Below are 20,228 nucleotides of genomic sequence, written 5' to 3' on the forward strand. Positions count from 1 at the left end.
CTGGCTGCGCAGCAGGCTGATCTGCGTGCGCTCCTCGATGCTCAGGCTTGAATATGCTTGGCCCATCGCCTCAGGTCTTTGATTCAGTTCGGGTGTTGCGCTTCAGTTTAGAGTGCGCCATCCTCTGCTTCCGCATAAACACCCATCAGGCCGATCGACCACACCATGAGATAGGTGTTCTTCTCTCCAATGTCTCGCTCACATCGAAGTGTCGGGCGCATGCTGCGCCAATTGGCCATCAAGGCGAGCCTCAGATTGTCTGTAATTTCGGTCCCGAAATGCGAGGTCAAGAAGGCACGATTCCATTGCCCTTCTTCGCTGTTCCTGCTCAGTTGGCGCAAGACCTGCCCAAGGTTCCAAATGGTGCAATCCCTACGACCAGGTGCAAGTGCCAGAGCGGGCTGCTCAGCCAGTTCTCGCCTGATCCGAGCCCACGCATCCTGCTGATCGGCTCGTTGCTTGGCTTGGCGCTCTCTTCGCTTCTGCTGCTCATCCTGCCGCTTAAATAACTCAGGGTTTGGTGAGTTCAAGGGGATGATTGAGTTCAGCTTGTCGTTCAGCGCTGTTGAATCAGCTATGGCCTTGCGAAGAGCGTCTTCGCCGGTCTTTGGGTCTCCTTCAATCGCGTAGAGATGTACAGCCATGCGCAAGAGAATCTCTCGATGCTTCGGCAGATTTTGCCTGTCGGCTAGCAAGTCGTGTATCCACTTGCCATCTCTCTCCAAAGAGTAATTCAGTACGCCTCCATAGCTGAGGCGAACCCAGCAGTACTCGGCGCTGCGATCGCGGCAGAGTGACTCCACGCATGCCAGATCTGTTTCGAAGACCTGCGGTCGGCAAGCGTTTGGCAGCGCGTCGAGAAGTCCGGTCAGTTCCGTCTTGCCTTTCTCCGCATAGAAAGAAGCGTCTACCGCGCGATAGGCAAGAACCGAGGCTGCGATCAGCGAGTCGCTGACGCTTCCGAATTTAAGCAGCCGGATGCACAGCGAGCGCAAGATGCTCGATACTCCCAGTTGCCCGTCCGTCTCTTGAAACTCTTCCTCAGCCGCTGACAGGGCCTCGTGTGCAATCCTAAGTACATCAGGCAACAAGGCTTCAAGGCGGGCTTGGCTAATGTCTGCGTTCTGGATCACCCGGGCAACGCTGTTGGCGAAGCTCTCACGATTCCTCTTTTCGCTGCGCACTCTTTCCAAGAGAAGAATCAATTGGCCTTCGGTAACATATTCCGGATACAGATTTGTTCCGACCCGACGTGCAAGTCGTTCTGACCGGCCTGGCGCTGGCGTGACGATTTCATCGACCGTCGTTGCGAGGCGGGAATCGCCCAGGGACCCAAGCGCGAGCAATGCTTCGAAACGCTCGCGATCGCTGCATGCTGCGTCCGCCGCAACCTGTGCGACCAGTTCCGCGCAACCCTGCATGTGGCCAGCGCTCACGAGTTGGAGCAGAAGCTCCCGCACTTCAGGCGCCTCGACTCCAGCATCCCAAGCTGATTGGACCGTTTGTGTGAGTCCAACTTGGGCCAGCCGTGCCACCTGCACCTTCGGCACTGCGAGCCCACGCCACTGACCCTTGCCATACCGGGCCACGTAGCCCAGTAATGCGCGTTCCCGTTGGAGGCCGTTCAGCGACTCAGGGTCGCCCTGGGTCAGCAAGGCGTCCGGCTCGATCCTGACCACTTGTTCGAACATCTCGGGTTGCAGTAATGCAAGCCATGCTGCCACGGGCCTCATCGACGGTCTGAGGATCTTCTCGTTCGAGCCCGTGAGTCCGAACAACATGCGACAAGCAGCTGACTGGGCCAGCAGCCCTGCCTCGATCAGGTCATGGATCTGGCGAGCGGCGAGAAACTCCGTCACGGACCGATGGTGAAACCTGACCCTGCCGTATCCGCCCTCAACAAAGAGCGGTCGCTCCAAAAGCGTCAACACCTCGTTGGGGGTCCCAATCTGCCAGCAGCTCTCGCGGATCGATCGGCGGGGCGCCTGACGAGTCGGCATCCGATCCAGCGCTGTACCGGATCGTCAGGCGTCGACACAGGATGACCGCCAACGCAAGACGCTGAGCGCCCCTCTGCACCTTTGCCGGCGAAAGCTCTGCCCTCTCACGCCGTTCCGGTCGAGCAGCGAGCCGTGCGTGCACATGGGCCTGGATCTGCTGGGAGTGCGTGCGAAGCCCGCCGTGTTCTCGCCAGTCATCGCAAAGCTCAATCAGATCCTGAGGCTTGCGAGCGAACTCTCTGGCGTGCTTGGCATCAACGGCAGACAGCAAGGCCTCGGGACTCTGAACACCTTTGGTCGCCGCAAACTCCATGATCTGTGAGCTGGTCAGCGGAAGCAGTTCGACCTCTCGGATGGCAGGCGGGCCATTATTCTCGGTCTTGCTCGGTTCGGCCATTGCGATGCGGATGAACTCATCCTGCAAATCCGCTTGCCGCACTGGAGCTGGCACGGGCAGGATGTTTCTGAAAGCTAGACGATCAATGGATACCGGGCGAGCGGTAATGACGACCGTCGCCCGCGCCAGTGCCCCTTTGGCGTCCTGCGCAAATCGATGCAGCGCGTTCTTGAACGACCCGTGAACGAGTTGGAGTTCGTCGATGGAATCGAGGAAGAAATATGCAATCTGCGATGCAGAGTCCAACCAGTCGGTGAAGCGCTTTTGCGCATCCCCGAATAGTGTGGCGACGATGCCAACGGCCGCTAGGCTCTCGAGCGACAGGAAGAACGCAGGCTCGCCGCGGTCAAAGAGTTCTCTGGCTTTCGACTCGCACTCATATGTTTTTCCTGCACCGGCTTCCGAGACTATGAGGATGCGTTTGGATTTTAGTAATTCGTCCCAGCTGATGCCGGCTTCATCGAAGCGTTCATTCCAGGCTGATTCGAATGATTCGTCTTTGTCGGAGGGCTGCCTCAAGTCTTTGAAGGTGCGGTCCATATTAATATTTGGCTATGCGGCGCGTGCCATATTTTCTTGCGGCGGTTGTTGCTTGACTGACTTTGGCTGCATCGTGGAGGGGTAATTGACAACTGCGTCGGCCCCGGCGCGGTGTGAATTAGGAGTAAATCGCCTTGATTTGCGCTGTATGTGGCGCTGCTGTGGTCATAATCTATCCGAAACTCCATGAGCGCTCATCTTTTCTTCTGGCAGGTGCGCCATTCGAGGAAGTCACATAGTGGCCAGGTCTCGCCAGTCTCGAATGACCCGTTCAAGGTCATCAGCCAGTCGGGTAATTCTTGCTTCAAGAGAAGCTTTGTTCCTGCATCGAAGTTGAAATCTTGGATCCATTTTGTTTTTCTACCCGGGCAGTAAACAAAGTCGAAGTCTTTGCGATTCTTGCCCTGACCGAATGTCCGGTGGTAGATCGGTGCAGGCAGTTCGGGCCAGGACACCGTGCAGGTCTTCCGGCTTGCGTTCCACTTCACGCCGATTAGTATCGAATTTGGATTGGTCAGCACCTTCCGATCATCTTTGCTCCACGCCTCGTAGACGTCGATCTTTGACGCGGCGGTCTTTGCTTCCGTCTGTTGCGAGTGTTCTACGGTCCTGACTTCTTGGCGTACCTGTTCCGCCTCCTCAGTTAGACCGTGAGTGAAAACGACGAAATGCACCCGATTGCATGCCGCCGATGTGCTGGGCAGATCCAGCATTGGCGTATCCGCCGCAGGCTCGCGCAGCGGTCGGTTGCGCGCCTTCCATAGCTGCTCCGCCTTTTGCAGATCGTCCTCGTTCACTGACTTGCCGGCCCGGGTCCAGTGCGTCGAGAACCAGTTCTGTGCCTTGCGACGAGACTCTTCGTCCTCGGTGACCAACCCGGCTTCGCGCCAGCCGTTGAAGTCCTGTTCGCCATGGTCAAGGCCGTTGGCTGAGGCATTGGCAGACCCAACGATCAGCTGCCGCTCCGTCAGCACCATCTTCGCGTGCAAGTCATCCAGGGCACGTACTTCGGCGCCTGTGATCTGTTGCAGTTCACGGATGGCCGCCGGATTGGTGCCCCCTTGCGCCAAATTGCAGAGCACGCGCAAGTGGCGGCCCCGCCAGTCCGAGAACAACTGTTCGCGCGCGCCTTTGCCCCAGAACGCGATGGCCACAGAGGCGTCCTCGGCTTGCGTCAGTGCGCTGTGCAGTGCCGCTGTATACGTTTCGCCATCCACCCACATCGGTCGTTCTCCCTACCTGCAGTTCATTCTGCCTAGGCCGCAGGATACTCGGGAGATGCGGTCTGACGAGATGCGGCAGTCCAATGCCGTGCGGGGGTGACCAGCGTGTTCAGGGGGGCGGGGCGTGCATTCTGCATCCGGGGCGGCAATGAAAAAGGCCGCCCGATGGGCGGCCTTTCCGTTCCGTCACACACCAGGCCCTCGATGTCGGCCTGTCGTCTGGCGGCCAGCGCGCCTTGTGGGCACGCCGGTGATCGTCCGGCCCCTCGGGCCGGGCGTTTGCTCGGTTCGCTCGATCAGGCGCCGACGGCTTCCAGCGCGGCGTTGAACGTGGCGCTCGGGCGCATCACGGCCGTGGTCTTGGCCATGTCGGGCTTGTAGTAGCCGCCGATGTCGGCCGGCTGGCCCTGCACGCTGTTGAGTTCCTCGACGATCTTGGCCTCGTTGTCGGCCAGGGTCTTGGCCAGCGGGGCGAACTTGGCGGCCAGCTCGGTGTCCTCGGTCTGGGCGGCCAGTTCCTGGGCCCAGTACATCGACAGGTAGAACTGGCTGCCGCGGTTGTCCAGCTGGCCGGTCTTGGGGCTCGGGCCCTTGCTGTTGTCCAGCAGCTTGCCGGTGGCCGCATCCAGCGTCTTGGCCAGCAGCTTGGCGCGGGCGTTGTCGTTCTTCAGGCCCAGGTCTTCCAGGCTGACGGCCAGCGCCAGGAACTCGCCCAGGCTGTCCCAGCGCAGGTGGTTCTCCTCGACCAGCTGCTGCACGTGCTTCGGGGCCGAGCCGCCGGCGCCCGTTTCGTACATGCCGCCACCGGCCATCAGCGGCACGATCGACAGCATCTTGGCGCTGGTGCCCAGTTCCATGATCGGGAACAGGTCGGTCAGGTAGTCGCGCAGGATGTTGCCGGTGGCGCTGATGGTGTCCAGTCCGCGGACGACGCGTTCCAGCGTGTAGCGCATCGCACGCACCTGGCTCATGATCTGGATGTCCAGGCCGTTGGTGTCGTGCTCGTGCAGGTACATCTTGACCTTGCGGATCAGCTGCGCCTCGTGCGGGCGGTAGCTGTCCAGCCAGAAGACGACCGGCATGCCGCTGTTGCGGGCGCGGTTGACGGCCAGCTTGACCCAGTCGCGGATCGCGGCGTCCTTGACCTGGCACATGCGCCAGATGTCGCCTTCTTCCACGTTCTGGCTCAGCAGCACTTCACCGGTCTCGATGTCGGTGATGTTGGCCACGCCGTCCTCGGCGATCTCGAAGGTCTTGTCGTGCGAGCCGTACTCTTCGGCCTGCTGCGCCATCAGGCCGACGTTCGGCACCGTGCCCATGGTCTTCGGGTCGAAGTTGCCATGCCACTTGCAGAAGTTGATCATCTCCTGGTAGATGCGGGCGAAGGTCGATTCCGGCATCACGGCCTTGGCGTCCTTCATGCGGCCGTCGGCGCCGTACATCTTGCCGCCGGCGCGGATCATGGCCGGCATCGACGCGTCGACGATCACGTCGTTGGGCGAGTGGAAGTTGGTGATGCCCTTGGCCGAGTCCACCATCGCCAGTTCCGGGCGGTGCTCGTGGCAGGCGTGCAGGTCGCGCTTGATCTCGTCGCGCTGCGAGGCCGGCAGCTTCTCGATCTTGGTGTACAGATCGACCATGCCGTTGTTGACGTTGACGCCCAGGTCCTTGAAGGTCTGCGCGTGCTTGGCGAAGGCGTCCTTGTAGAAGATCTTGACGCAGTGGCCGAAGACGATCGGGTGCGAGACCTTCATCATCGTGGCCTTGACGTGCAGCGAGAACATCACGCCGGTCTTGCGGGCGTCCTCGATCTCGCGCTCGTAGAACTCGAGCAGGGCCTTCTTGCTCATGAACATCGAGTCGATGACCTCGCGGTCCAGCAGCGACACCTTCTCCTTCAGGACGAGGGTCTTGCCGGACTTGGTGATCAGCTCCATGCGCACGGTGCGGGCCTTGTCCAGCGTCATCGACTTCTCACCGTGGTAGAAGTCGCCGTGGTGCATGTGCGAGACGTGGGTGCGCGAGGCCTGGCTCCACTCACCCATGCTGTGCGGGTTCTTGCGCGCGTATTCCTTGACGGCCTTGGGCGCGCGGCGGTCCGAGTTGCCTTCGCGCAGCACCGGGTTCACGGCCGAGCCCGTGCACTTGCCGTAGCGCACCTTGAGGGCCTTTTCCTCGTCGGTGGCCGGGTTCTCCGGGTAGTCGGGGATCGCGTAGCCCTTGGCCTGCAGTTCCTTGATCGCGGCCTTCAGCTGGGCGATCGAGGCGCTGATGTTGGGCAGCTTGATGATGTTGGCGTCCGGGCGCAGCGTCAGCTTGCCGAGCGCCGACAGGTCGTCGGAGACGCGCTGTTCTTCGGTCAGGTACTCGGGGAAGCTGGCCAGGATGCGAGCGGCCACCGAGATGTCGGCGGTGGCGACCTCGATGCCCGCCGGCGCCGCGAAGCTGCGGATGATCGGCAGGAAGGAGGCGGTCGCCAGGAACGGCGCCTCGTCGGTCAGCGTGTAGACGATGGTCGGCTGCTTGGTGCTCATTCAACTCTCTCCGTGAGGGGCGACTGGCGGGGTGGCCGGGCCAGCGCCGGTAAGCGATCGGGCGGAAGCGGGTGTTCCTGCTTGAAATTGTCTCTCACAGTGCGGAACCTGTCTGTGCCATGCGCACTGTGCCAGCGCAAGACGGGTGGCGGTGGCGGGGCCTGCGGCGCGTCACGGCGGTCGGGTGTCACGCGCAAGTGGCTGTCGCCTCAAGGAAAACGGGGTTCTCACCGATGCATGCAGGGTGTGACTAGGTGTTTACCCTAGTCTTCTATCAGATAGCAGTCATAAGTTGCAGTGCTGCAGCGACCCTGGGCAGGACTGCCGCGCCGCCGGCCCGAGATCCGCCCCGGCGGGCTCAGACGGTGGCGGCGTCCATGCGCTGCACCGCCTGGCGCAGCAGCGTCCGCAGCCAGACCAGGCCGGGGTCCTGGGTGCGGTAGCCGTGCCACTGCAGGCTCTGCGTCATCGGCGGGATCTCCAGCGGCAGCGGACGCAGCACGCCGCCGGCCGCCGGGGCCATGCGCTCGGCCAGCCGGCGGTGGACGGTGGCGATCAGCTCGGTGCCGGCGACCATCGCCGGCAGCGCGACGAAGCCGAAGCTGGTGGCCGCCACCCGCCGTGCGATGCCCAGCCGCTCGAAGGCCCAGGCCTCGAAGGCGGTGTTGCCGCCGCCCGGTGGCTGCATCACCACATGGCCGGCGGCCAGGTAGCGCGCGCGGTCCAGCGTGCCGCGGGCCAGGCTGCTGTCGCGGCAGACGACGCAGACGAAGGTCTCCTCGTACAAGGGCTCGTGCGGATGCTCGGCCGAGAGGAACTCGCGCGGGATGATCTGCAGATCGGCCTCGCCGCGCTCCAGGATGCGTGCCGGGTTGCTGACCTGCGGCAGGAAGTCGAAGCACACCGCGGCGCGGGCGGCCGAGGCCAGCGCCAGCAGGTGCGGCGCCAGCACCTGCTGCGTGTAGTCGGAGGCGAAGATGCGGAAGGTGCGGTCCGAGGCGGTGGGGTCGAAGGCCGGCCGGCTCGCGATCGTGCTGTCGACGCGCACCAGCACGTCGCGCACCGCATCGGCCAGGCCCTCGGCGCGCGGCGTGGGCTCCATGCGGCGGCCGACCTGCACCAGCAGCTCGTCGTCGAAGTACTCGCGCAGGCGGGCCAGCGCATTGCTGGTGGCCGAGGGGCTGAGGTTCAGGCGCTCGGCGGCGCGGGTGATGCTGCGCTCGGTCAGCAGCGCATCGAGCGCGACCAGCAGGTTCAGGTCCAGGCGGTTGAATCTCATGGGCGGCGGCTCGGACGGTGGGGGCTGGCCGCGGCGTCGAGCTCGCGGGCGGTGGCCTGCAGCAGGCCGCGCAGCCAGGCCAGACCGGCATCGCGCGCCATGCGCTGGTGCCAGAACTGGTAGACGCCGATCGGCGGCAGGCGCGGCGTGAGCTCGACGGTGCGCAGCCGGGCGTGGCGGCAGGCGAAGCGGGCGAAGTCCTCGGGCACGACCGAGACCAGATCGCCAGCCGCCAGGATGGGCAGCAGGCTGACGAAGTGCGCCACCTCGACGGCCACGCGCAGCCCGTCATGGGCTAGGCCGTGGGCACGCTCGATGTCGCGGCCGCGGCCGTCGGGGCGCACCAGTGCGTGCTCCCATTCCAGCAGCTGGGCGCGGGTCAGGCGCGTGCCGGTGTGCGGATGGTCCTCGCGCAGCAGGCCGACGAAGGCGATGTCGGCCAGCTTCTGCTGGAAGTATCCGGGACGCTGCAGATCGGGGAAATGACCGACGGCCAGATCGGCTTCACCGGATTCCAGCGCATCGGCCGCATCGTGCGGTGTGCGGGCGATCGCGCGCAGGCTGATCTGCGGCGCCTGCTGGCGCAGCCGCTGCACCAGCGGTGCCACCAGGCACAGCTCGCCCACATCGGGCGTCACCAGCGTGAAGCGGCGGGTGCTGGTGGCGGGCTCGAAGGCGGCGCCCTGCAGCACCTCGCCGCGCACCGTCTCCAGCACCTGGCGCACCGGGCCGGCCAGCGCCTGGGCGCGCGGCGTGGGCTGCATCTCGCGCCCGGCCCGCACGAACAGCGGATCGCCGAACAGCGTGCGCAGGCGGCCGAGCGCGGCACTCATCGCCGGCTGGCTCAGGCCCAGGGCCTCGCCGGCCCGTGTGACGCTGCGCTCGTCGAGCAGCGACTGCAGCACCACCAGCAGGTTCAGATCGATGCCTTTCCAATCCATGCGCTGGATTCTATGTATCCACCGGATCGTCTGTGACGATGGCTTCGTGATCCCTAGACTTTGCGTCAGATCAACGTCGAAGAGCCCGCCAGAACGGGCCGCAGACCTGGAGACACCCGCGATGACCTGTCGTCGATGCGCTGAAGACCGTGCGGTCTGCGCATCGGGACAAACCCCCGTCTTGCGTGGACGCCGCCACCGGCCTGCCGCTCCCGTTCCGCTTCCCCCAGCCCAGCGCCAGACCATGACCACCACGCCCATCCTGTTCACGAATGTCCGTCTGTTCGACGGCAGCGGCAGCGCGCCGTATCCCGGCGAACTGCGCCTGGCCGGCCGCCACATCGAGGCCGTGGCCGCCGGCCGCGACGTCCTGCCACGCGATGGCGCCACCGTCATCGACGGCGCCGGCGGCGTGCTGATGCCGGGCCTGATCGAGTCCCATGCCCACCTGACCTGGCCCAGCAGCGTCGAGCGCTTCGTGCCCGGCATGGCGCTGCCGCCCGACGATCTGGCGCTGACGGCCGCGCGCAACGCCCGCATCCTGCTGGACCACGGCTTCACCAGCGCCTGGTCGGCCGGCGCGCTGGGCCAGCGGGTGGAGATCGCGCTGAAGTCGCACCTGGACGATGGCGGCCTGCCGGGCCCGCGCCTGGTGGCGTCCTCGGTCGAGCGCGAGCCGCCGGTCGATGACGCCGCGCTGAGTCCCGGCCAGGTGGCCGCCCACGGCCGCGGCCCGCAGGCGGTGCGCGACTTCGTGCGCGAGTGCGCGGCGCTCGGCGCGCAGTCAATCAAGTTCCTGCTCTCGGGCGAGAGCGCGCTGCAGCCCGGCGCCAGCCACCGCCTGCTCTACACCGAAGATGAGGTGCGTGCCGCCGGCGAGCAGGCGCGCGAGAGCGGGGTCTGGCTGACCGGCCATGCCCACGCGGCCGAGGCGGTGAAGCTGGGCGTGCGCCACGGCTTCCGCATCCTCTACCACTGCACCTATGCGGACGAGGAGGCGCTGGACCTGCTGGAGGCCGCGCGCGACCGCATCTTCGTCGCGCCCACCGTCGGCATCGTGCAGGCCACGCTCGATGCGGTGCCGCCGCCGCACATCGACATGCGCGCGATGAAGGACGACGCCGAGATCGTGCTGCGCCGCCAGCGCGAGCTGGTGCCCGAACTGCGCCGCCGCGGCGTGCGCCTGCTGCCGGGCGGTGACTACGGCTTCCCCTTCAACCCGAACGGCCGCAACGCGCGCGATCTGGAGCTGTGGGTGCGCCACTTCGGCTACACGCCGGGCGAGGCGCTGCATGCCGCCACCGCGCTGGCGGGCGAACTGATGGGCTCGGTGCTGGGCGCGCAGGCGCCGGTCGGCGTGCTGCGCGCCGGTGCACTGGCCGACCTGCTGCTGGTCGATGGCGACCCGACGGCCGACATCACGCTGCTGCAGGACCGCCAGCGCCTGCGCGCCATCTTCATCGACGGCCGCGTCCACAAGGCACCGCCCGGGCTGCGCTGAAACCCGGTGCGGCGGCGGGTCTGGCCTCGGTGACAACCCGCAGAACCTTCACCGGATCGAATCGAGGCCTCCAGATCTTCCAGTTTTCATGAGGAGATCGCTTGCGTACGCTCCACACCTGCCGATCGCACCGCCCCTGTCCTGGCCCGACAGCCGGCGGATCGCCGATGTGACGACGCCGGGCCCCGCGTCGCCACCCTGATCGACGGCCCACCCGAGACCTGAGAGACCCCCGCGCCGCAGCCCCGCTGCGCGCGAGGTGCGCCGCCGCATGGCCCACGGGCCGGCCATGACCGGCCCGGCGGCGCCGAAGCCTGCATCACGACAAGCACGGAAGGAGACACATGACCCACCCGCACATGAAGGCCCGCCGGCCCACCGGCCGGACCGCTGACCACCGGATCCGCCCGCAGCCCCGCACCCTGGCCGGCCATGCGCTCGCCCAGGCCGCACTGTGCAGCCTGATCGTCGGCGCGAGCCTGCCGGCCCGGGCCGTCCGCATCGACACCGAGGTGCCGGACCTGCAACTGCGCTGGGACAACACCATCAAGTTGAGTGGCATGGCACGGCTGGACCGGCGCGCCGATGGCCTGTCGACGACGCGCTTCGGCGCCACCGGCATCAGCGGACCGAACAACATCAACCAGGACGACGGCGACAACAACTTCGGCCGCGGCCTGGTCTCCAGCCGTCTGGATCTGCTGAGCGAGGCCGATGTGGGCTGGCGCGACGTCGGCGCACGGCTGAGCGCGGCCGCCTGGTACGACCCGGTCTACCGCCGGCGCAACGACAACACGACGACCACGTCGAACCAGAGCCCGTCGGACCGGTTCGCCGACGAGACCCGGCGCGTGATGGGCGGCGATGCCGAGCTGCTGGATGCCTTCGTCTGGGGCCGCACCGAGATCGGCGGCCACCGGCTGTCGGCGCGGGCGGGCCGCCACACGCTGCTGTGGGGCGAGAGCCTGTTCTTCGGCGCCAATGGCGTGGCCGGCGGCATGGCGCCGATGGACCTGGTCAAGCTGCTGTCGGTGCCCAACTCCCAGTTCAAGGAGACGGCGCGGCCGACCGGCAAGCTCTCGGCCCAGCTCGCCCTGAGCGAGGACGTGAGCCTGGGCGCCTTCATCGGATACGAATGGGAGAAGACGCAGCTGATGCCGGCCGGCGCCTACCTGTCGGGCAGCGATTCGATGGGCCCGGGCGCCGAGCGCATCAGCGCCGGCGCCACCGGCACCTTCAGCCGCCGTGCCGACCAGACGCCGGGCGACGGCGGCCAGTACGGCCTGCAGTTGCGCTGGAACGCGCCGGACCTGGACACGCAGTTCGGCCTGTATGCGCTGCGCTGGCATGCGACCACGCCCAGCAACATCGTCACCACGATGGCCGGCACGCCGGGCGCCTTGAGTGCCGACAGCTACCAGTGGCTCTACCACCGGGGCATCGAGACGCTGGGCTTCAGCGCGGCACGCACCGTCGGCGCCTGGAGCCTGGCGGCCGAGCTCTCGTGGCGGCGCAATGCGCCGCTGGCCAGCGCGGGCCAGACGGCGATCCCGGCCATCGGCGTGGGCAGCGGCTGGAACAACGACGAGGCCACGCCGTATGCCGTCGGTGAGACGGCGCATGCGCAGTTCTCGTGGATCGCCAGCCTGGGGCCGAACGCCATCGCCCAGGAAAGCAGCTTCGTCGGCGAGATCGCCTTCAACACGCGGCTGAAGACCACGCGCAACGCGGCGATGCTGAACCCGAACGCCGATCGCTCGGCCACCGGTGTGCGCATGGTCTGGACGCCGACCTACCGCCAGGCGCTGCCCGGCCTGGACCTGAGCCCCAGCGTGGGTGCGGGCTGGACCTGGGGCAAGTCCTCGGCCGTGGGCCCGGGTTTCGGCGTCGACCGCGGCGGTGACCTCAGCCTGGGCCTGAGCGCCACCTACCTCGGCGGCTGGACGGCCGCCCTCAGCTACGTGCGCTACCTGGGCCCGGAAGGCGCGGTACTGGACAACGCCAACAACGCGCAGTTCACCCAGGCATTGAAGGACCGCGACTTCCTCAGCCTGTCGCTGCGCAGCTCGTTCTGAGCCGTCTCTGACACCCCATCGGAAAGCCCCTCATGATGTCCATCCACACCCTGTTCCGACCGGCGGCCACCGTGCTGCCGCTGCTGGCCCTCGGCCTGTGGGCGCTGCCCGCCCAGGCCGGCACGGCCGCCGACGCCGCCCGCCTGAAGGCCGACCTGACGCCCTTCGGCGCCGAGAAGGCCGGCAACAAGGACGGCAGCATCCCGGCCTGGACCGGCGGCTTCAGCGGCCAGATCGCCGGCGAGAAGCCGGGCGGCCGCCGCGGCGATCCGTTCAAGGGCGAGAAGCCCCTGTACTCGGTCAGCGCGGCCAACATGGCCCAGCATGCCGACAAGCTCAGCGACGGCATCAAGGCCCTGCTGCGCAAGTACCCCGACAGCTACCGCCTGGACGTCTACAGGACCCACCGCACGGCGATGGCCCCGCAGTGGGTCTACGACAACACCGCGCGCAACGCCACCAGCGCCGAACTGCAGGGCCATGCGATCAAGGGCGCCTACGGCGGCATTCCCTTCCCGGTGCCGAAGAACGGGCTGGAGGCGATCTGGAACCACAAGCTGGCCTGGCGCGGCACGGCCTGGGAAGCCGAGCTCAACCAGTACCAGCTGACGGCCGACGGCAAGGTGGTGCTGACCACCGACGGCCTGATCCGCCAGCGCATGCCCTACTACCTGGAGGGCGGCTCGGCCGACAAGTTCGACGGTTACTACTGGGAGGTCAACCTGACCAACGCCGGCCCGCCGATCCGCGCCGGCGAGATGATCGTCGGCCGCAACCATGTGGATGACGGCAAGTCGGCCTCCTTCGTCTACCTGACCGGCCAGCGCCGCGTGCGCAAGCTGCCCAACGCCTGCTGCGACACGCCGACGCCGGCCAGCGCCGGGCTGATGTCCTTCGACGAGATCGGCGTGTTCACCGGCAAGACCGATCTGTTCGACTGGAAGCTGGTCGGCAAGAAGGAGCTGCTGCTGCCCTACCACCAGAACCGGCTGCTGGGCGTGAAGGACGCCGAGCTGGTCAACGGCCGCCACCTGGATCCTGACCATGTGCGTTGGGAGCTGCACCGCGTCTGGGTGGTCGAGGCCACGCTGGCCGCCGGCCAGCGCCACCAAGCCCCACGCAGCATCTACTACCTGGACGAGGACACCTGGGTGGCCATGTTGGCCGACCGCTGGGATGCCAAGGGCCAGCTGTGGAAGACGCTGTGGCAGTTCAACTACGTGATGCCGGACGTGCCGGGCACGGTGCAGCAGACCTTCGGCTTCCATGATCTGCTGGCCGGCCATGGTTATGTGGCCAATGTGCTGGGCGACAAGCGCTTCCAGCACCGCCCGACCAAGCCGTGGCCGACCGACACCTTCACCGGTGACGGTCTGGCCGCCCAGGGCGTGCGCTGAGATGGACGCCATGTTCAGGTGCCGGTATCCGGCCCGGGCGGGTGCGGCCCTGGCGGCCCTGGCAGCGGTGCTGGCCTGCGGTGCGTTCGGGCCGCTGGCGACATCGGCCGTGGCGCAGGCCCGGCCGGCGTCGGCCACGGCCAGCGGGTCGGCCCTGCCCAGTGCCTCGGCCATGGCCGCGCAGGCCGTCGGCGATGCCTTGCAGCGCCCGGCGCTGGCCGTGCGCCAGCCCGAGCGGGCGGTGCTGCTGGCCGTGGCGCAGGCCGGCGCGCGGCTGGTGGCCGTCGGCGAGCGGGGCCTGATCCTGCTCAGCGACGATGCCGGCGGCCGGTGGCGCCAGGCGCCGGTGCCTGTCAGCGTGACGCTGACGGCCGTGCGCTTCGCCGATGCACGCCACGGCGTGGCGGTGGGCCACGGCGGGGCGGTGCTGGTCACCGAGGACGGCGGCGCGCAGTGGACGCTGCGCCTGGACGGCCGCCGTGCCGCGCAGCAGGTGCTGCAGGACGCGCGGGCCGCCGGCGCGCCGGACGCCACGCTGCGCGATGCCGAACGCCTGGAGGCCGACGGCCCCGACAAGCCCTTCCTGGACGTGTTGATGTGGGACGCGCAGCGCCTGCTGGTGGTCGGCGCCTACGGCCTGGCCCTGCACAGCGCCGATGGCGGCCAGCACTGGACGTCCTGGAGCCATCGCCTGCCCAACCCGCGCGGCCTGCACTGGTATCTGGCCCGCCGTGACGGCGAGCGCCTGCTGCTGGCCGGCGAGCAGGGCCTGCTGGCCGTCTCCAGCGATGGCGGTGCGCGCTTCGCCGCACCAGCCTCGCCGTGGAAGGGCAGCTGGTTCACCGGCCAGTGGCTGCCCGGCGGCGGTGTGCTGCTGGCCGGACTGAGGGGCCAGGTCTGGCGCAGCACCGATCCGCTGGACCCCGCCGCCTGGCAGGCGGTGACGCAGGACCGCCCGGCTGCGCTGCATGCCAGCACCGCCGATGCGGCGGGCCGCGTGCTGCTGGCCGATCCGTCCGGCCGTCTGCTGCGCCTGCAGGGGCAGCGGCTGGAGCCGCTGGCCACCTCGGCCACGCCGCCGCTGCCGTCCGGACTGCTGGTACTCGACGATGGCCGGGTGCTGGTCGTCGGCGCCACCGGGCTGGCGCGGCTCGATCTGTCCTCCTCCCTGACCCAGGAGTCCGCGCGATGAGCGCCCATGTTCCTTCCGGCGCCGCCGTGGCGCCCGATGCCGACTTCGATCCGCGCTCCGGTTCCCTGATCGAGCGCGCGCTGTTCAACCACCGCGCCTGGGTGCTGCTGGCGTGCGCGCTGGTCACGCTGCTGCTGGGCTGGCAGGCCACGCGGCTGCAACTGAACGCCAGCTTCGAGAAGACGCTGCCGGTCAGCCATCCGTGGATCGTCAACTTCCTGCGCCACCAGCACGAGCTCAGCGGCCTGGGCAACCAGGTGCGCATCGCCGTCGAGCGCACCGGACCGGGTGAGACCGTCCACGACGCACGTTATCTGGACACGCTGCGCCGCCTGTCCGACGAGGTCTTCCTGCTGCCCGGGGTCGACCGCATGCGCATGAAGTCGCTGTGGACGCCGTCCACCCGCTGGGTCGGCGTGACCGAGGAGGGGCTGGAGGGCGGGCCGGTGATCCCCGACGGCTACGACGGCTCGCCGGCCAAGCTGCAGCAGCTGGCGGTCAACATCGAGCGCTCGGGCGAGATCGGCCAGCTGGTGGCGCGCGATGGCCGGTCGTCCGTCATCGTGGTGCCGCTGCTGGCGCGCGATGCCCAGGGCGCGGCACTCGACTACGGCGCCTTCGCCCAGCGCCTGGAGGCCTTGCGCACCAAGTACGAAGCCGAAGGCGTGCGCCTGCACATCACCGGCTTCGCCAAGCTGGTGGGCGATCTGATCGAGGGCGTGCGCGCGGTGCTCGGCTTCTTCGCGCTGGCGGTGGCCATCGCCACCACGATGGTCTGGGCCTACACGCGCTGTGTGCGCTCGACGCTGCTGGTGGTCGCGGCCTCGCTGATCGCCGTGGTCTGGCAGTTGGGCCTGCTGCCGCTGCTGGGCTACAGCCTGGATCCGTACTCGATCCTGGTGCCCTTCCTCGTCTTCGCCATCGGCATGAGCCACGGTGCGCAGAAGATGAACGGCATCATGCAGGACATCGGACGCGGCTGCAGCCGGCTGGTGGCCGCGCGCTACACCTTCCGCCGTCTGTTCATGGCCGGCTTGACGGCGCTGCTGGCCGACGCGGTGGGCTTCGCCGTGCTGCTGGTGATCGACATCCCGGTCATCCGCGAGCTGGCCATCGCCGCCTCGATCGGCGTCGGCGTGCTGGTGTTCACCAACCTGATCCTGCTGCCGGTGCTGCTCAGCCACGTCGGCGTCAGCCCGGCGGCGGCCGCGCGCAGCCTGCGCGACGAGCAGGCCGAGGCCGCCGGTGCCGCCCGCCACCCGCTGTGGGCCGCGCTCGATGCCTTCACCCGCCGCCGCCCGGCCCTGCTGGCGATCGCGGCCGCGGCCGTGCTGGGGGCGGCCGGCCTGGCCGCCAGCACCCGGCTGGCCATCGGCGATCTGGACCCGGGCGCGCCCGAGCTGCGCGCCGACAGCCGCTACAACCGCGACGTGGCCTTCATGAACGCGGCCTACGGCGCCTCCAGCGACGTGCTGGCGGTGATGGTGCGCACGCCCGATGGCCAGTGCGCGCAGTACGCGACGCTGAACAAGGTCGATGCGCTGGAATGGCAGTTGCGGCAGCTCGACGGCGTCGAGGGCACGCACACGCTGGCCCTGCTCAACCGCCGCATGCTGGCCGGCCTGAGCGAGGGCAGCCCGCGCTGGATGGACTTCCTGCCGAACCAGGACATGCTCAACAGCGTGACGGCCGGTGCGCCGCGCGGCCTCTACAACGATCCCTGCAACCTGCTGACGGTCTATGTCCATCTGCGCGACCACACGGCGCAGACGCTGGACGGCGTGGTGCGCCATGTCGAGACCTTCGCCCGGGCCAACGACACGCCCGAGGTGACGTTCCTGCTGGCCGCCGGCTCGGCCGGCATCGAGGCGGCCACCAACGTCGTCGTGCGCGAAGCCTGGCACCGCATGCTGTTGCTCGTCTATGCCGCGGTGGTGCTGCTGGCCTTCATCACCTTCCGCTCCTGGCGGGCGGTGCTGGTGGCGGTGCTGCCGCTGATGCTGACCTCGGTGCTGGCCGAGGCGCTGATGGTGGCCCTCGGCATGGGCGTGAAGGTGGCCACGCTGCCGGTGATCGCGCTCGGCGTGGGCATCGGCGTCGACTATGCGCTCTACATCCTCAGCGTGATGCTGGCCCAGTTGCGCGAGGGCCGCAGCCTGTCCGAGAGCTACTACCGCGCGCTGCTGTTCACCGGCAAGGTGGTGATGCTGACCGGCGTCACCCTGGCCGCCGGTGTGCTGACCTGGCTGGCCAGCCCGATCAAGTTCCAGGCCGACATGGGGCTGATGCTGGGCTTCATGTTCCTGTGGAACATGCTCGGCGCCCTGGTGCTGGTGCCGGCGCTCGCCCACCTGCTGCTGCGCCGTGAGGTGCGCACGGCGCCCGAGGATTCGCTCGCCTTCCAGCGCACGCTGGCGGTGCGGGGCTGAGCATCCGCCGATGACCGGCAACCTTGCATCCTGAGGAGTCTTCGATGCGTCCTGACACCGAATCCCGGCGCGGTCGCGCCGCCCTGATGGCCGCCCACTGTGCCGGCATGGTCGATCTGGTGGCCCTGCCGGTGTGGGTCGGCGTGCTGATCAGCCACTACGGCCTGGCACCGCAGCAGGCTGGCGGCCTGGCCACGCTGTTCCTGGCCGGTGCGGTGCTGGCCAGCCTGGTGGTCGCCCCGCGTCTGGACCGTTTGCCGGCCCGTGCGCTGACGGCGCTCGGCTACGGCCTGGCGGCCCTGGCCTTCGCCACGATCTCGCGTCTGCCCGCGGGCCTGCCGATGGCGCTGCTGCATGCGCTGGCCGGCGTCGCGGCCGGCGCGGCACTCAGCGTCACCCACGGCACGATCGCCCGCAGTGCGCGGCCGCACCGTCAGTTCGCGGCGGCCGGCATGGCGCTCGGCCTGTTCGCCATCGTCTTTCTCGGCGCGACGCCGCCCCTGGTGGCCGCGGTGGGCGGCCCGGTGCTGTTCGTCGTCTTCGCCGGCGTGATGGCGGTGGCCGCGCTCGCCTGTCTGCTGGCCTTTCCGCGGCCGGCGGGCGACGCGGCGCTTGCGCCGGCCCGCGCCTTGACCGGGGCCGGGCCGGCCGTCTCCGCGGCCCGGCCCGGGCGCTTGTCGCCGGCGGTCTGGGCCGGCATCGTCGGCGTGGCCTGCATGGGGCTGGTGCAGTCGATGACCTTCAGCTTTCTGGAGCGCGTCGGCGTCGAGCGGGGCTGGTCGGGCGGGGCCATCCAGGGCGTGCTGGTCGCCCTCGGTCTGGTCAACCTGGCGCCCGCGGTGCTGGCCGCGGTGCTCGAGCGCCGCTGGTCGGCCCGTGCGGTGATGTGCACCGGCCCGGTGGTGCAGGCCGCTCTGGTGGCGGTGATCATGACCGTGCCCTGGTTCCCGGCCTGGGCGGCGGCGGCCTCGGTGTTCGCCGCGGTGATGATCTTCACCCACACCTTCGCCTTCGGCCTGCTGGCCCGGCTGGATGCCAGTGGCCGCGCGATGGCGGCCACGCCGGCCATGCTGATGACCGGCGCGGCCATCGGCCCGGTGCTGGGCGGCACGCTGGTGCAGACGGCCGGCTATGCCAGCCTGGCGGTGGCCGCGGCGGGCTTCGGCGCACTGGCCGTGGCCTGCTTCGCCCGCGTGCCGCAGTCGCGCGCAACCGGTGCGGCGGCCTTGCGCCACGCCGCCTGAGGCGGCGCGGGCGCAGCGCTGGCCGGCGCCATCCAGGCGCCGCGGCCCGCTGTCACGCCACTGTCGCGCGCATGACATGCGGCGGCCATGCGGGCGGCCGAGACTCCCGGGCTTTCCCCAGCCGCTGGAGTCCCTCATGTCGATCGTCAGCCGTCCGACCCCGCTCGCCCGCGCGCTCGCGCTGTCCGTGCTCGCCCTGGCCGGTACCGCCCAGGCCGCCACCGAACTGCAGTGGTGGCACGCGATGACCGGTGCCAACAACGAGGTGGTCGAGGGGCTGGCCAAGGAATTCAACGCCCAGCAGCCCGATTTCAAGGTGGTGCCGGTGTTCAAGGGCACCTATCCGGAGACGCTGAACGCCGGCATCGCCGCCTTCCGCGCGAAGCAGGCGCCGCACATCATCCAGGTCTTCGACGTCGGCACCGGCGTGATGATGGCCGCCCGCGGCGCCGTGCTGCCGGTGGCCCAGGTCATGCGCGAGGGCGGCGAGAAGTTCGACGCCAAGGCCTATCTGCCCGGCATCGTCGGCTACTACTCGACGCGCAAGGGCGAGCTGCTGTCCTTCCCCTTCAACAGCTCCTCGCCGATCACCTACTACAACAGGAAGGCGCTGGCCCAGGCCGGTCTGAGCACCGACAAGCTGCCGCGCACCTGGCCCGAGGTGTTCGAGGCTGCCCGCAAGATCAAGGCCTCCGGCTGGGCCTGCGGCCTGACCACCACCTGGCCGACCTGGATCGGCCTGGAGAACTTCGCGGCCTGGAACAACGTGTCCTATGCCAGCGATGCCAACGGCCTGGACAGCCTGACGCCCAAGCTGAGGATCGACGCGCCGCTGTTCGTCGAGCACTGGTCGACCATCGCCCGCCTGCAGAAGGACGGCGTGTTCCAGTACGGCGGCCGCACCTCGGAGGCCAAGACCAAGTTCCTGTCGGGCGAGTGCGCGATCATGACCGAGTCCTCGGGCGGTCTGGGCGACGTCATCAAGAGCGGCATCGACCATGCCACCGGCCCCTTGCCCTACTGGCCGCAGGCCAAGGGCGCGCCGCAGAACACGGTGCCCGGCGGCGCCTCGCTGTGGGTCTTCGGCGGCAAGTCCAAGGCCGAGGTGCAGGGTGTGGCGAAGTTCTTCGCCTTCCTCTCGCGCACCGAGATCCAGGCCCGTCTGCACCAGAAGTCCGGCTATCTGCCGGTGACCTGGGCCGCCTACGAGGAAACGAAGAAGAGCGGCTTCTATGCCCAGAACCCGGGCCGCGAGCAGCCCATCCTGCAGATGACGGGCCAGGCCCCGACCGAGCATTCGCGCGGTGTGCGCCTGGTCAACCTGCCGGCCGTGCGTGACATCCAGAACGAGGAGATCGAGTCGCTGCTGGCCGGCAAGCAGGATGCGGCCACCGCGCTGCGCCGCGCCACCACGCGGGCCAACGCCGCCATCGAGATGGCCGCCCGCGGCGTGGCCCAGCCCTGAGCCGGCGGCTG

General features: G+C 68.3%; 13 protein-coding genes. 7 read left to right on the forward strand and 6 right to left on the reverse strand.

Features of this window, described 5'->3' with window-relative positions; translation table 11 throughout:
* Nucleotides 1-107: 107 nt before the first annotated feature.
* The 6 genes from AACH11_RS16225 to AACH11_RS16250 all read right to left on the reverse strand — a co-directional run bounded on the left by AACH11_RS16225 (nucleotide 108) and on the right by AACH11_RS16250 (nucleotide 8,914).
* The gene (locus AACH11_RS16225) at nucleotides 108-1,859 is read right to left on the reverse strand and encodes a hypothetical protein (RefSeq protein WP_341375295.1); all 1,752 of its coding nucleotides are present in this window, start codon (nucleotides 1,857-1,859) and stop codon (nucleotides 108-110) included.
* 37 nt (nucleotides 1,860-1,896) lie between these two features.
* Entirely contained in the window at nucleotides 1,897-2,937 is a 1,041-nt protein-coding gene (locus AACH11_RS16230; RefSeq protein ID WP_341375296.1) for an NACHT domain-containing protein, read from the reverse strand.
* A gap of 194 nt (nucleotides 2,938-3,131) precedes the next feature.
* Nucleotides 3,132-4,160, reverse strand: a complete 1,029-nt coding sequence (locus tag AACH11_RS16235) for a phospholipase D family protein (RefSeq protein WP_341375297.1) — start codon at nucleotides 4,158-4,160, stop codon at nucleotides 3,132-3,134.
* Between the two features lie 296 nt (nucleotides 4,161-4,456).
* Nucleotides 4,457-6,694 (reverse strand): NADP-dependent isocitrate dehydrogenase, encoded by a 2,238-nt coding sequence (locus AACH11_RS16240; protein WP_341375298.1) that lies wholly within the window; start codon nucleotides 6,692-6,694, stop codon nucleotides 4,457-4,459.
* 358 nt (nucleotides 6,695-7,052) lie between these two features.
* Nucleotides 7,053-7,973: a LysR family transcriptional regulator gene (locus AACH11_RS16245; RefSeq protein WP_341375299.1), complete on the reverse strand. Its 921-nt coding sequence runs from the start codon at nucleotides 7,971-7,973 to the stop codon at nucleotides 7,053-7,055.
* Entirely contained in the window at nucleotides 7,970-8,914 is a 945-nt protein-coding gene (locus AACH11_RS16250) for a LysR family transcriptional regulator (protein WP_341375300.1), read from the reverse strand. The genes AACH11_RS16245 and AACH11_RS16250 overlap by 4 nt, the downstream gene beginning before the upstream one ends.
* Nucleotides 8,915-9,158: 244 nt before the next feature.
* Between AACH11_RS16250 and AACH11_RS16255 the strand changes: the two genes are divergently transcribed.
* The 7 genes from AACH11_RS16255 to ugpB all read left to right on the forward strand — a co-directional run bounded on the left by AACH11_RS16255 (nucleotide 9,159) and on the right by ugpB (nucleotide 20,217).
* Nucleotides 9,159-10,415: an amidohydrolase family protein gene (locus tag AACH11_RS16255; protein WP_341375301.1), complete on the forward strand. Its 1,257-nt coding sequence runs from the start codon at nucleotides 9,159-9,161 to the stop codon at nucleotides 10,413-10,415.
* A gap of 344 nt (nucleotides 10,416-10,759) precedes the next feature.
* On the forward strand, nucleotides 10,760-12,490 hold the full coding sequence (locus tag AACH11_RS16260) for a DUF1302 domain-containing protein (RefSeq protein WP_341375302.1): 1,731 nt from the start codon (nucleotides 10,760-10,762) through the stop codon (nucleotides 12,488-12,490).
* A 32-nt stretch (nucleotides 12,491-12,522) separates the two neighbouring features.
* Nucleotides 12,523-13,887, forward strand: a complete 1,365-nt coding sequence (locus tag AACH11_RS16265; RefSeq protein ID WP_341375303.1) for a DUF1329 domain-containing protein — start codon at nucleotides 12,523-12,525, stop codon at nucleotides 13,885-13,887.
* 10 nt (nucleotides 13,888-13,897) lie between these two features.
* Nucleotides 13,898-15,079, forward strand: a complete 1,182-nt coding sequence (locus tag AACH11_RS16270; RefSeq protein ID WP_341375304.1) for a WD40/YVTN/BNR-like repeat-containing protein — start codon at nucleotides 13,898-13,900, stop codon at nucleotides 15,077-15,079.
* A complete protein-coding gene (locus AACH11_RS16275) occupies nucleotides 15,076-17,508 on the forward strand; it encodes an efflux RND transporter permease subunit (protein ID WP_341375305.1) in 2,433 nt (810 codons plus the stop codon). The genes AACH11_RS16270 and AACH11_RS16275 overlap by 4 nt, the downstream gene beginning before the upstream one ends.
* A gap of 44 nt (nucleotides 17,509-17,552) precedes the next feature.
* The gene (locus AACH11_RS16280; RefSeq protein WP_341375306.1) at nucleotides 17,553-18,752 is read left to right on the forward strand and encodes an MFS transporter; all 1,200 of its coding nucleotides are present in this window, start codon (nucleotides 17,553-17,555) and stop codon (nucleotides 18,750-18,752) included.
* 136 nt (nucleotides 18,753-18,888) lie between these two features.
* A complete protein-coding gene (gene ugpB / locus AACH11_RS16285) occupies nucleotides 18,889-20,217 on the forward strand; it encodes a sn-glycerol-3-phosphate ABC transporter substrate-binding protein UgpB (RefSeq protein ID WP_341375307.1) in 1,329 nt (442 codons plus the stop codon).
* Nucleotides 20,218-20,228: the final 11 nt, after the last annotated feature.

Origin of the sequence: Pseudaquabacterium rugosum (assembly GCF_038066575.1) — a bacterium.
GTDB classification, from domain to species: Bacteria; Pseudomonadota; Gammaproteobacteria; order Burkholderiales; family Burkholderiaceae_C; genus Pseudaquabacterium; species Pseudaquabacterium rugosum.